The following is a 12,765-nucleotide window of genomic DNA, read 5'->3' as shown; positions in this document are numbered from 1 at the left end:
CCCATCCATGCGCACGACATCGAGGGGCAGTTGTCCATCCTGGTCCTGGAAGGAGAAGGCGCTTTCCTGGGCGAGGATGAAGCAGTCGTGCCCGCCAAGACCGGGGATGTGCTTATCTGCGACATCGCCGAGCCTCATGGCATTCGGGCGGACACCGATATGCGGGTTTTGGTGACCATCGCCCCGCCCATATAAACCTAAACGGAGCTTTTATTGAAAGGAGACAACATATGAAACCGAGAGGCCCTCTCATGATCGAGCATCGGCTCATCGAACGCATGCTGGAAATCGTCCGCAGGGAAATCTCATCCATGAAGGACACCCGAGACGCGGACCCGGTTTTCATAGACGCAGTGGTGGATTTCATTCGGACATACGCGGACCGGACCCACCACGGCAAGGAGGAGGACATCTTGTTCAAAGAACTAGGGGGGAAGGAAATGTCCGCGTCCGACCAATCCCTTATGGAGGAGCTGGTGGAGGAGCACAAGTTCGGGCGCAAAACAGTCAAGGACCTTGTGGACGCCAAAGACGATTACGTTTCCGGAAATCGGGATGCCATTGCCAGAATCATCGAGAATCTGGAGACCCTGGCCCGATTCTACCCCGAGCACATACGCAAGGAGGACAAGGTCTTCTTCCCGTCCACGGAAAAGCTCTTCAGCCAGGAGGAACAAGATGCCATGCTGGAGGCTTTCTGGGAGTTCGACCGAAAGATGATCCACGAAAAATACACTGCGGTTGTCCAGCAGCTAAATGGATGAATATGTGTCTAATCTGCAACTCCAAATGCTAACCATCAACAAGGAGGAAGACCATGTTTTGTTTTCAGTGCCAGGAAACGGCGAAAAACCAGGGGTGCACCGTCAGGGGCGTCTGCGGCAAGCCGGAAGAGACGGCTGACCTTCAAGACCTGCTCATTTATGTGTGCAAAGGCATATCGGTCTATGGGGAAAAGCTGAAGGAAAAGGGTGTGGTGGACATCGACGCGGGCCGATTCATATGCGAGGCTCTTTTCACCACCATCACCAACGTGGCCTGGGATGATGACGTGATCATCAACTGGATCAGGAAGGCTCTTAAGGTCCGGGATGCGGTCAAGGAAAAGGCTGGTACCGACATCTCGGGCGATCTTCCCGACTGCGCGACTTGGGCATCGGAGGACAAGGACGAAATCGTGGCCAAGGCCAAAGCCGATGAAGTTCGGCTCACGGCGGCACAAAACGAGGATGTGACATCCCTCAGAGGGCTTCTAATCTTCGGCTGCAAGGGGATCGCCGCCTATGCCGACCATGCTGCGGTTCTTGGCCAGGAGAAAGAAGACATTTACGCCTTCCTCATGGAGGCCCTGGCTTCCACCACCAAGGAACTTTCCGTGGATGAAATGATTGCCATGGTCATGAAGGCGGGGGAGACCGCGGTCGCCACCATGGCCCTTCTGGACGGGGCTAACACTGCCGCTTACGGGAATCCGGAAATCACCGAAGTGAACATCGGTGTCCGAAGCAACCCCGGCATCTTGATCTCGGGCCATGACCTGAAGGACATGGAGGAGTTGCTCAAGCAGACCGAAGGAACCGGGGTAGACGTTTACACTCATGGAGAAATGCTTCCCGCCAATTATTACCCGGCCTTCAAGAAGTACGATCATTTCGTGGGCAACTACGGTAGTTCATGGTGGCACCAGAACAAGGACTTCGAGTCTTTCAACGGCCCCATCATCCTGACCACCAACTGCCTGATCCCCATCAAAAAGGACAACACCTACCTGGACAGGCTGTTCACCACCGGCGTGGTCAACTATCCGGGCGCGAAACACATTGAGATGCGGCAGGCCGGAGGCGCCAAGGACTTTTCCCCTGTGGTCGCGTTGGCAAAAACCTGCCAACCACCGGTTGAAATTGAAACCGGTAAAATTGTGGGAGGATTCGCCCACAACCAGGTCCTCGCCCTGGCCGACAAGGTCATTGACGCCGTGAAATCCGGGGCCATCAAACGCTTCGTGGTGATGGCGGGATGTGACGGCCGCCAGAAGGCGCGTGGATATTTTACCGAGGTGGCGGAAAGTCTGCCCAAAGACACGGTCATCCTTACGGCGGGATGCGCCAAGTACCGTTACAACAAGCTCGCCCTGGGCGACATCGGCGGAATCCCAAGGGTTCTGGACGCAGGGCAGTGCAACGACTGCTACTCCCTGGCCGTGATCGCCCTGAAGCTCAAGGAGGTGTTTGGACTGGAGGACATCAACGAACTGCCCATTTCCTACGACATCGCCTGGTACGAGCAAAAGGCCGTGGCCGTTCTGTTGGCCCTCCTGTTTCTCGGGGTCAAGGGCATCCGCCTGGGGCCGACATTGCCCGGGTTTCTTTCGCCCAATGTTGCCAAAGTGCTGGTGGATAACTTCGATATCAAGCCCATCGGCACCGTCGAGGACGACATCGCCGCCATGATGGCAGGGAACTAATACGCGAAAACACGACGGCCCCCTTCCATCACAATGGGAGGAGGCCGTCTTCGTTTGTTACAAAACAAATTATTTGCCGCCGAAAACCTCCGGAGGCTTTGTGGTGCTGCCAGTAGCTCCGGGAAAATCCTTGGCCTTGTATGCTTTTTCTCCAGATTCCAGCATGGTTCTCGCCTCATGCATGAAGGAGTTATAGCGCTTCTTGCACTCATAGAAACCATGCCACCAGGCATAATCCGGGGCCATCATGGCCGCTCCCATCCTGGCCCTTCGGCCCTCATGATGCCATAACTCGTAGAACTCCACCTCCAACGCTTCATCGAAAAAAGGCGGCCTGGCCAGAACGCCCTTTTCGTAAAGTTGGGCCAGCATTTCATTTGCCGGGGCGAAATAGACAGAATCATATTCAGCCACGACCCCGTCAAATTTGTTGAAGTGACCGTCCACCCAGGTTTGCCCGTGGCATTGCATGCACACGGCCTTCATCTTCTCCCGCTCCGTCTCGTGGTTGGTTTTTGCGGGAAAGGGCTTGAACTCGGAAGGCCGCACCGTTTCCGGGGCCTGGATTTCCCAGGCAAGGCGTTCGGTGACATCGTGGCTGGTCAGGACCGTGCCCGCGCCGGACATATGGCAGGAGGCGCAGGTGGGTGCCCGGTAATCCACTCCCGGGGTCCATGTGCCGGGAGCCGCGTCCCAATTGTATTGATCGCCGAATGCCGTGTAGATGTCGCCGTGCTTGGATTCAGTAAATATTTCTATCTGCGGGTGGTCGGGACCCAGATGACATTGGCCGCAGGCTTCGGGCTTGCGAGCCTCCATGACCGAAAAACGGTGCCGCGTGTGGCAGCTTGTGCATGACCCCTTGCTTCCATCAAGGTTCACCCTTCCCACTCCCACGTTCGGCCATGTGGACGGGTCGAGCTCGCCATCCTTCTGCTTGAGGACCGTACCGTGGCAATGGAAACACCCGCTTTGCCGCTCCAGGCTGGAGTTCATGCCGTCATTCAGCCACGGGTCAATCTTCCAGATAATCTCCATCGTATTGGCGTGCTTGCTTCTGGAATACTGGGTCGCCTCGTCAGGATGACAGCGGGAGCAATCCTTGGGCGTGACCACCCCGGAAACCGGCACCCTGTATTCCTTGGTTCCGTAAGGCGAATCACTCTTCTCATATTGTTTGAAATGGCCCTGGCTCACATCCGGGTCAAAAGATTCCGCCTGGTGGCAGTCGAGACAGGTAATGTTCGCGCTGGCGTGCCTGCTGGCGGCCCAATCCGCGAAAATGCCGGGCTGCTCTCTTTTGTGACACTCGATGCAGGCCACCGCTTCTTTTGGCATGCTGCGTTCGATGCGGTATTCCTTGACCTTTGGCATGTTCCCGGCCTCAGGCCCATCCCCGAAAGGCATAAAAAGAAGCGCCGCCAGGGCAATGACAAAACAGGCGGCCCCCTCTGTGTTCAAAATATGTCTTTTCACAATCGTCCTCCTTCTTTTGGGGTGCGGCTATAGCCCCTGCCCGCGATAAGGGGGTTGGTATTGTTTGTACGCATAGATTTCCCGTGGCACATGGACCAGGCTCCTGTGGCAGTCCACACAGCGCTTTTCATAACCCGGCCGTGGGTACAGCACCGAACGGTGCGCCAGCATAGCACCCCGTTTTTCGGGGATGTATAAAATGTTCCTGTGGCATTTCTGGCACTGGCTGTTCTTGAAGGCGGCGTATGCGTTCTCGCGCTGTTCCTGCCGGTCATATTCATTGCCCATCACATGGGCGGCCACGTCCTTGATGCCGTGTGCAGTCTTTGCATAGAAAAAATTCCAGGTATCATGCGGGGCGGGAAGGTGGCAGTCCATGCAATCCGCGACAAAACCCTGAGAGTTGTTCACATGGGAAGAGGTTTTCCAGTCGTTATAGGCGGGCTGAATCTCGTGGCAGGATGCACAGAATTGAGGCGTGGATGTACGAACCATGGCATAGTAGGTCAGGGAAAACAGGGGAAAGCCTAAAACCAGACCCAAAGCGATAATGAGCATTGGCTTTGTAAATTTTCTTAGCATGGCCACACCATATTGTCAGACGCAAGAAGCGAATAAAAGGCATCATCTTAAAAAAATGGATTGTTGAATTGCAGTATAGCATGCAGAAGCAAAATTAAGCAATGCGATTATGCCAATAACCTTCTTCAAGACCTAACCCCCTTCACCTCCCTCGCGGGCCTCACTCGCCAGGCGTTCTCCGTTTCGCAGTCCACTTCAAGCCAGCCTACCTTGACGGCCTTGAGTTCGGAGAACGACACATACCCCCACTCCGCGTTCCAGTAATCCCCATTCAGGACCGCGTAGCCGAAGAAGATGTCGTCGCCGTCGTATTCTGCAATGTACCAATGGCAGCCACCGATGAAGAAGTGCAGATGGATCAGCTTGTCCTCCACCGGGATGCCCTCGGTCTCGTACAGCCTGGGGATTCTGCCCAATCTCTCTTGCGTCGGTTCATTCCACATGGTTTCCTCCATGTTTATTGGTTTTCCAAAAGCACTAAATCGCCCCCGCTTTGAGGGGACGGCTCATAATTTCGGCTACCTTGCAGATTATTCAGCCATGGCGTTGGCCAGGTCCTGGTTCTGCTCGGGCAACACGTCGGCATAAAGGGCGGTCATATTCAAGGACGCATGCCCCAACTGCTTTTGCACGAACCGGAGATTTTGAGTCTTCGCCAGGAGGATCGTGGCATATGTGTGCCGGGCCGCATGGATGGAATAGCGCCGATTCAACCCTGCGGCCTCCACGGCTTTGCGAAAAGACAGGTGCAAGGCGGTTTCCGTAAAATGTCCTGACCGGCCCATGAGCAGCGGCGCACTTCCATCCACCGGCTCCTGCCAAGCCTTGGCCTTGTGCGCTATGTATTCCTTGAGATGCCGGACTATCTCACGGTCAAGGTATATGTCCCGCTTCTTCCCACCCTTGCCGTTCTGGACTACAAGGTAGTTCTCGCGGCTGGTCAGATGCAGGTCACCTATGGTCAGCGCGGCAAGCTCGCTCACCCTCAAACCGGAATGCAGGGCCAGGTGGACAAGCATGTACCGGGACACCCATGTTTTCCGTCCCTTGGCTTGGTCGATGATGGCTTGGTCTTCGCTGGTCTTGAGCAACCGGCGCACCTCCTCGCTGGACATGAATTTCTCGCGGCTGATATGGTATCGTTTCATTGGGAACACTCCTCCTCCCTTCGGTCCCACACGGCACCGGCTGAAAAAGAATGCGGATTTTTAGGATTATGTGGTGGATTGTTATGAAAACGTGGCGGATGAGACCGATATTTTTAAGAAAATGGATATTCTCTTAAAGATTGCCGGTGCCTTTCACCCATTCAAAATGCGCGGCCCCGATCCATCCAGCCCGGTCCTTGAGTTTGTACGTCGCCCCGTTGAAAAGCTCTGACTCGTACACCTGCCCGAGGACCAGGCCGTTGTCATGGGGTGCGTCAACGGTTGGAAATTCGCAGCACATGTCTCCACACCCCACGTACCGCAATTTTCTAACGCACGGCTTTGCCTCGAAGAGACCCTCCATGAAATCCGGGGCGATTTGATGGATGATCCTTTTGATGGTCCGGGCCTTGATGGTCGGGCAATCATCGAGTGCCCGACGAAGGATCAAATGGAACAACTCCTCCCTCTCGAATCCCTCGTAGTGCTCACGCATTTGTCATTCTCCTTTGAGCAGGCCCGCATATTCCAACACCTCCGCCTTGTCCACGTCCGGCATACCAACGGTTCCCATCATGGATTCGGCCAAGTGTTTTCGATCCGATACCCCAAGGTACAACCCAGCGTAAAATGCCAGTGCCGGTCGGACTCTCGGTTCAAACGGTACAAAGGCGTCCACCCCGAAAACCTGGACCATGTGCCGAACCGCCAGCCGTTGCGCCCAGAGATCGAATCCGATGAAATCCGGCATGGTCATGGGGCTGATGATGATTTCGTGCAGACATTCAAGGTCCTTCCGGTTGACGGCATCGAGCACCTTGCCCATCAAGGGCGGGATGGGGTTGGCATTCCCGATGATTTTTTTCACCTGGGGATCATGGCCCCAGGGTGTCGGACTCAGCATTGTTCTGATTTGCACAATGGTCGCCAGGTCTCGATCCTTCAGGGCCTCCGAATCATGAACGGCCAGAACCCTCAACGGATTCGCGGTTTCCTGGAGAACCATGGCAATCTCGAAGAGACTTGCGTTTTCAGGCAGGTCGTAGCACCCGCCTTTGCTTTCCGTTTCCGCCACCATCAGGGCCAAACGTTCCATGCAAAAGCCGCACATTTCATTCCTCCAATCTGGCCATGATGATCCGGACCAGCGCGCGTTCGGTTGATTCCACGTCGGCTAACCCCGGATATTTTCCCTTGAGCATGGCCAGCAGTTCGGCATCGACGACATCCAACCTCTCTGTCACCGCCTCGTATTCCGCCACCATGGGAGCCAGGTCCGGGATCAATCGGAAGAAATAGCGGACGTGGGATCGAAACAGGGAAAGAAAAGTGTCGCCGGGTTCATGATGGTCCTCGATGATCTCAAGCCATTGGTCCGGCGGCAGGACTTGTTTCAGCGCGGTGTATGCGACCAGCCGCGACCGTGTTTCAATCTCCTGCTTCTGGCGGACCAGTATTTTCCATTCGGCCACCGCTTCCCGATCCGGCAGGCTGGCCAAGGTTTGCTCCATCTCGCACGCGAACCAATCCATGCCGCCTTGCTTTTCAACCCATACAATTGTCTTAGGCTCCAGGAAAACCCCTAAGACTGTAAACCGCTCCTCTCTCGGAGGTGGTATGTTGTTTTCGTTCATATTCAAACCTTCTCCAGGATGGGATTCACATATTCAACAAAGGCATTCCGATAGCGGGTCACAGGCTCATCATCGGGCAGGAACCGGCCGGACCCGACGAACCACAGCACCTTGTCCACCACGGCAGGCGGTTCACCCACCAACCGGCCCATGTGCGCCAAAGTTTTGAACGATTGAAACGTGTCCCAATCTCTGACGATCCCGCATTCAATGAAGATAGTCAGGACATGGACATCCGGTTTCGCGTAATCGGTGTAACCCATTTCCCTGAGCCAGTCGCATCCGAGCGGGAACCCCATGCCGTAGACCAACCTTTCAATAATGATGGGCAGCCCGGCCAGGGCAAGGGGGTGATGGGCAAAACCGGCCACGAAGTTTTCAAATCCATCGAACGATCCGAGACGAGAAAGGAACACCGCCCCGGACAAGAGACCTTTAATGTACACCACCCAATAGCTACCCTCACGACTCATGTCCATCGGACCGGGAGGAGTATGACCTTCCCGGATCGCGGTGAAGAGCCGACGCCAGTCACCCCCGTACTTGCCGGCGGTGCGCACAGGATCGAACCCAAACAGAAACGGTTCGAGGTCGTCCACGTCGCCGATGGTGGCGGGCATGCCCCGCTTGTTGCACAGGGACCGCGCGAACCGCCAATACACCTCCTGCATGTCGTTCACTTTTGCGTAACGGGTGAAGGCCAGCAGTTCCTCGACGTCCCGGCCTGCAATGGCTTCCAGAAAATCCCGGGCCTCCCGATACAGGGTTACCAATTTTTTGTCTGATACCATGCGCCGCTATTGCTCCCTGATCCAGGCCAAAACGTCGTTTACGAGATTGAAGGGGATGGTGTCCAGGCTATCGAACTCCTCCTCCCAGTCTTCGAAAAAATCCTTGGCCGGTATCCCTTTGCGTTCCAGTTGACCGCGAATGTAGGCAACCTGCTTTTCTGTGGCGTACCGGACGCCTTCTTCACGTTGGCTTCCGCACCCAGCATTGTTTTGAGTTCTGGGTGGTGCCGGGGTCTGTGCCTGACGTGGTGGAGGCGCTTGCCTCTGCCGGTTGCCGTTGCTGTCACCGTTCAGATGGGGCAGGTCCTCGATGTCCTGGGTGAAGATGTCACTCGCCGCCGTTGCGATCAGAACCGCCGCCACGAACGCACGTTTCTCAGCCATCTTCTCCAAGGTGTTCGCCACGTCGTATGGGTTCAGGGTCCGATATTTCGACTCGAAATTGTTGCACACGCCGCCCACGTTACGGACCCAGGCTTCACGGGTGGGGATGTGGATGAGGGAACAGGAGGCTCGGTATTCGATGAAACCCTTGGTTGTGCCGGTGATCTTCCGCCGGGTGTGGTATTCGGTCTTCTCCCATTCGATGACCCGGTTGGGGTCATCCATGGCCACCGTTTCGAACTGCGGCTCCAGCCTGAAAGCCTGACACAACTTCTCGGCCCCAGCTTTCCACAGGGAGGGCTTCCGGCATCCGGGTATCACACCGAAATGGACATTTTCGGTCATGGCATTGTCCTTGATGTCCAGAACCTTTCGTGCTTGATGAACAATCTCCTCAGCGGTCCATTCGTGCGGGACCGATTGCTGTTCATCCGGTTGCTTTAGCGGTATCGCCATGTTTCTTTCCTTTCTTTTTCAGGGGGACCACCCGGCGGGCGGCCATGAGTTCCTTTTTCAGTTCCCGGTAGCAGATGTCCGACACGCCGCAGTATTCGTCGCATGCCCAGTTGCGGGCGTAGGGCGGCATGGTCTCGGATTCCAGGGCCTCGTACAGGGGCACCAGGTTCTCTTCCATGTAACGGTCCACGGTCATGTATGTTTTCTTCGTGGACGACTCAGCCCAGACTTCCACGGGGCAAATCCGCGTCTCCTCCATGCTCATGTACACGACCTCCAATTCCTCGATGTCGTGAGGGACCAGCCATGCATAGAGGTTCACCTGGACCCGGTGGTTGTCATAGGCCAGGATGCGGCGGTCTTTGTTCAGGTAGGACGGGATGTTCACGGTCGTCTTGTAATCCTTGAGCACCCGTTGCGATGGAACGATCAGGTCCGGGGTCCCCTCCACGCGGATGCCTTCCCAATCTTTTTCAAAGGTTGTCTCGATGACAGCATCGTCATGCAGCGCGGCCTCCTCCATGACCTTATGGGCGATCTGGCCACGGAAGGCCCAATACATGCCGGACGGGTAGACCCAGGTGTCGTAATGCTGCTGGATGAACGCGGCTCGATGACAACCGGAGATCATCGTCACACTGATGCCGACCTTGTTCTTGATGTTCTCGATCATCCCGGCGATCACCGCCTCGTCGAACGGGCAATCCAATTTGCGATTCAGCCTGGACCGTGCGCATTCGAGGCATTCCGCAAACGGGATTTGTTCATCGGTCTTTTCGCAGAAGAACCCTTTCACCATTGGCTTTTTCTCCTTTCTGTTGTTTTGACGATCCACGGAAACACCCCACCGGCATGTGGCGAATCCGCCGCTTGCTTCAAAAGCGGCATGCCGGATTTGATGGATCGTCGGAAAAACGACACGATGTCGTTTCGGGGTCAGGTATCGGTGGCCAGCTTTTCCAGATAAAGGGTCTGGAGATTGTTGGCCACCAGGGCGGACAGGATTGAATGTACTGGATGGGGGTGGATGCTCCCTAGGCCCGCCATTTCCAAAACGGCGAAGAAGGAATCGTACAGCCCCCGGGATTCGGTGAGTCCTGTGTCGAACAGGACGGCTCGCACCTTGGGCTCCACAAGGAAGAACACGGGGTGGCCGGCCTGATTCAGGAATCGGCACGCGCCCCCGAATCCGATCCCCGGTATTTCCTTCTCCAGGACCAGCGGGAGCGAGGATGCGATTAAACAGTCCTTGTGGATATAGAACTCCTCCGCGAACCGATGGAATCCCGATGCCGTGTTGCAGGCCACCAAAGTCCGGGCCCCCTCCACCACGCCGTGTACGAAAGATTCCATGCCTTCCTTCGGCCAGTCGGGCGCCATCTTTGAAAGACGCCTTTCCAACCGGCCGGGCTTTTCCTGACAGGCCGCCACCTTCTTGGGATCGAACCCATAAAGTGCTTTGGCCAAGACCTCGATGTTGGGGACATTCTCCCGCACCGCCTTTGCCTCGGCGAGGATGCCCACCACCAGCTGGAACAATCCCGACATGGACCGCACCTTCCGGGCCTTGGGCACCCGGATCAATTCCTTGAAAACCGCGTCACCCACATGATGCCGAACCAAATCCATGGCCTCGTTCAGGGCGGTTGCGTAATCCGGATTCATCATGAGCCGCCCTCCAAGAGCACCACGTCCTTGGCCAATCTCTCCCAATTTCGGTGCGTGTTGTGTTGCACCTTGAGGTACACCAAATGTTCAAGCTGCCGGGCCAGGGACCTCTCCAGATTCGAGTTCAACGCGGACAACCCATCACTGACCAGGATTGCCCATCGTACATTCTCCTGGACCATGTGCTCGGCCACGACGTTGAAACTGGTCCCGCCCGTGGTGAACAGGAATCGCTCACCGTGGTCCACCTCCACGACCTTGGTTGAAAATTGGAAAATCCGGCCCACCACATGGAGGATGGATTGATAAATGTACGGAATGAACATGTAATACTTGGACATGGACCCGGAGACGTCCACGTAAAGGTCCACCGCCGGTTTCTCCATGCCGAAGAATTGTTGCCAGAGGACCGGAGCCGCGCCCGTCGCCATATGGAAGGCGTCCCGACGGTTGACCGTAGGTGGCACAGTAATCGAATACCCCTCATGCTCGCACACCACGGTCCTTTGGCTGATGACCCCGCCGATCAGCGTTTCCACCATCCGGACCTTGGCGTCGTTGAAGATTTCAAACCTGGTCCGGATTTCCGGGATTTCGCATGTGGCCAGGATCATCTTCACCACCGGATCATTTGGTGAGATGTCCGGGATTGTATGCATCTCAACACCCTGCCGATCCGGGTTGTTGTTGGCGGGCATCTCCGTCAGGACCGGGCCGTGTTCGTGGTTGGCGACCAACGGCGGGATGTTTTCCATTGCCTCGGTCATGTCCTTTGATTGTTGACGATTCTCCCTCTGCTTGGCCTTCCACCATTCGAGAACCAAGTGCATCCACTGATGGAACCCGGAAAAATCATCGACCAAGATCGGTGGCTCATGGATCGCGGCCATCAATTCGGCCGCTTGCACATAGAACGAGGCGTGGGCATTTTTGATGAGGTTGTGATTCTCCACCCTGTAAGAGATTGCATCCCAATCCACCGCGCTGTGCCTGCCGGTGAGGACCAGCTGCATGGATTCCCCGCCCGCGTAGAATCGTTCCGGCAGGGTGGACAGGACCTGGCGTCTGGCCATGGCGTTGATGTACACGTCTTCGGCCCAATTCCGTAACGCCGGCGGATACTCATGCCCCACCAAATCCGGCCACAGCTTGTGGAGGATCAGGTGATTCCGCTCATGCAGCAGAATGAACAATACGTCCTCCGGGCCGGTCATGTGTTCCAGGAAAAAGGTTGGCGACAAGCGGACCTCCCCCGCGATGAGATTGACGCAGGCGGTGGGGATTTCCGGGTCAAAGGTGATGCGGCTCACGTAGCGCAGGATGTTGGGGATGCGTTCTGACCCTTGGCTGGACATGGACCAGTACGAAAAGAGATCGTCGCTGGCCAGCATGTTCACCAGGAGATTGGTCGCCGCATCATGGGCATTACTCCTCAGCGCCGTCTTGATCCGATCCATCTGCATCAGCAGGGGATTCATCGGCTCCTCCTTCGATCAGTTTTGCGTCCTTGACAAATTTCTGGATGATGGACTTCAGCACCCCGAGTTTTTCCAGCGTCTCCACCGTGGGATTAATCACCGCAGCGTCCAGTTGGTAGGGGGTGATGTGTTTTTTCACCGCCATGAAGCCTTCTTTCGCATATTCGGACCACGGGATTTCCTTGGTCGCCCGGCCGTGCATGGCGACGTGCGGCAGACTGGCATGGACGACCACCAGCACCTTGGTCTTGCCGGACGAAAGGATGAGGCAGCAAACGTCGTCGTGGGTGCATTCCTTGATGATTTCCTCGCTATACGGCACGTCATCCCAGTATGCCGGGATTCCCGCCTTGTCTAAGGAATAGATTTTGGGGAAGACCTGATCCGTGTCAAACCAGTATGTTTTAACGCCGTCGTTTGTGATGTTCGCCCAGCCGTTGGTCAGGGCCTCGCTCTGAAAAATCCTTTCAGTCATGACACTTCTCCTTTCAGATTTTCGATGATGTTGTGGATTCGTCCCGGGATTTCCAGGACAGGGGTGCCTTCTTCAATGAGGGTCAATGTGGCGAAACGGGCTGCCGCCTTTTCCATCAGGGTCCGCGACAGGTCATGCTCGATCACCCCCTTTCCTTGGAGTATGGGTAAGCGCCTCAGCACATCGCGCAGCAATTGCGGTTGCCGTTC

At 55.9% G+C, this 12,765-nt stretch carries 17 protein-coding genes; 3 read left to right on the top strand and 14 right to left on the bottom strand.

Features of this window, described 5'->3' with window-relative positions; translation table 11 throughout:
* The 3 genes from BUE18_RS26625 to hcp form a co-directional block, all read left to right on the top strand.
* On the top strand, nt 1–195 hold a 195-nt coding region (locus BUE18_RS26625; RefSeq protein WP_139264984.1), incomplete at its 5' end, for a cupin domain-containing protein.
* Between the two features lie 35 nt (nt 196–230).
* The gene (locus tag BUE18_RS26620; RefSeq protein WP_073479163.1) at nt 231–764 is read left to right on the top strand and encodes a hemerythrin domain-containing protein; all 534 of its coding nucleotides are present in this window, start codon (nt 231–233) and stop codon (nt 762–764) included.
* Nucleotides 765–817: 53 nt separating this feature from the next.
* Nucleotides 818–2,464 carry a hydroxylamine reductase gene (hcp, locus tag BUE18_RS26615; protein ID WP_073479162.1) on the top strand — a complete coding sequence of 549 codons (1,647 nt, stop codon included), beginning with the start codon at nt 818–820 and terminating at the stop codon, nt 2,462–2,464.
* A gap of 69 nt (nt 2,465–2,533) precedes the next feature.
* On the opposite strand, the gene BUE18_RS26610 is transcribed toward hcp, so the two are convergent.
* From BUE18_RS26610 to BUE18_RS28180, 14 genes are all read right to left on the bottom strand, one after another.
* Entirely contained in the window at nt 2,534–3,871 is a 1,338-nt protein-coding gene (locus BUE18_RS26610; protein WP_073479164.1) for a multiheme c-type cytochrome, read from the bottom strand.
* Between the two features lie 96 nt (nt 3,872–3,967).
* A complete protein-coding gene (locus BUE18_RS26605; RefSeq protein WP_073479161.1) occupies nt 3,968–4,522 on the bottom strand; it encodes a cytochrome c3 family protein in 555 nt (184 codons plus the stop codon).
* Nucleotides 4,523–4,647: 125 nt separating this feature from the next.
* On the bottom strand, nt 4,648–4,965 hold the full coding sequence (locus tag BUE18_RS26600) for a DUF2958 domain-containing protein (protein ID WP_073479160.1): 318 nt from the start codon (nt 4,963–4,965) through the stop codon (nt 4,648–4,650).
* Between the two features lie 87 nt (nt 4,966–5,052).
* On the bottom strand, nt 5,053–5,670 hold the full coding sequence (locus BUE18_RS26595; RefSeq protein WP_073479159.1) for a tyrosine-type recombinase/integrase: 618 nt from the start codon (nt 5,668–5,670) through the stop codon (nt 5,053–5,055).
* 133 nt (nt 5,671–5,803) lie between these two features.
* Nucleotides 5,804–6,166, bottom strand: a complete 363-nt coding sequence (locus BUE18_RS26590; protein ID WP_073479158.1) for a hypothetical protein — start codon at nt 6,164–6,166, stop codon at nt 5,804–5,806.
* A gap of 3 nt (nt 6,167–6,169) precedes the next feature.
* Nucleotides 6,170–6,781: a hypothetical protein gene (locus BUE18_RS26585; RefSeq protein ID WP_073479157.1), complete on the bottom strand. Its 612-nt coding sequence runs from the start codon at nt 6,779–6,781 to the stop codon at nt 6,170–6,172.
* Nucleotide 6,782: 1 nt separating this feature from the next.
* On the bottom strand, nt 6,783–7,304 hold the full coding sequence (locus tag BUE18_RS26580) for a hypothetical protein (RefSeq protein ID WP_073479156.1): 522 nt from the start codon (nt 7,302–7,304) through the stop codon (nt 6,783–6,785).
* 2 nt (nt 7,305–7,306) lie between these two features.
* Nucleotides 7,307–8,095 carry a hypothetical protein gene (locus BUE18_RS26575; RefSeq protein ID WP_073479155.1) on the bottom strand — a complete coding sequence of 263 codons (789 nt, stop codon included), beginning with the start codon at nt 8,093–8,095 and terminating at the stop codon, nt 7,307–7,309.
* A 6-nt stretch (nt 8,096–8,101) separates the two neighbouring features.
* Nucleotides 8,102–8,935, bottom strand: a complete 834-nt coding sequence (locus BUE18_RS26570; RefSeq protein ID WP_139264980.1) for a hypothetical protein — start codon at nt 8,933–8,935, stop codon at nt 8,102–8,104.
* Nucleotides 8,907–9,734 (bottom strand): PD-(D/E)XK nuclease family protein, encoded by an 828-nt coding sequence (locus tag BUE18_RS26565; RefSeq protein WP_073479153.1) that lies wholly within the window; start codon nt 9,732–9,734, stop codon nt 8,907–8,909. Before BUE18_RS26565 ends, BUE18_RS26570 begins: the two co-directional genes overlap by 29 nt.
* A gap of 137 nt (nt 9,735–9,871) precedes the next feature.
* The gene (locus BUE18_RS26560) at nt 9,872–10,603 is read right to left on the bottom strand and encodes a hypothetical protein (protein ID WP_073479152.1); all 732 of its coding nucleotides are present in this window, start codon (nt 10,601–10,603) and stop codon (nt 9,872–9,874) included.
* Nucleotides 10,600–12,081, bottom strand: a complete 1,482-nt coding sequence (locus BUE18_RS26555) for a hypothetical protein (RefSeq protein ID WP_073479151.1) — start codon at nt 12,079–12,081, stop codon at nt 10,600–10,602. The genes BUE18_RS26560 and BUE18_RS26555 overlap by 4 nt, the downstream gene beginning before the upstream one ends.
* Nucleotides 12,029–12,556 carry a hypothetical protein gene (locus tag BUE18_RS26550; RefSeq protein WP_073479150.1) on the bottom strand — a complete coding sequence of 176 codons (528 nt, stop codon included), beginning with the start codon at nt 12,554–12,556 and terminating at the stop codon, nt 12,029–12,031. Before BUE18_RS26550 ends, BUE18_RS26555 begins: the two co-directional genes overlap by 53 nt.
* Nucleotides 12,553–12,765, bottom strand: a 213-nt coding sequence (locus tag BUE18_RS28180; RefSeq protein ID WP_211482846.1) for a hypothetical protein, incomplete at its 5' end; no start/stop codon positions are given. The genes BUE18_RS28180 and BUE18_RS26550, both read right to left, overlap by 4 nt.

The organism is Desulfatibacillum alkenivorans DSM 16219, assembly GCF_900142135.1.
Lineage (GTDB): Bacteria > Desulfobacterota > Desulfobacteria > Desulfobacterales > Desulfatibacillaceae > Desulfatibacillum > Desulfatibacillum alkenivorans.
The sequence above is the reverse complement of the archived record's forward strand: the minus strand, read 5'-3'. Positions and strand labels throughout refer to the sequence as shown.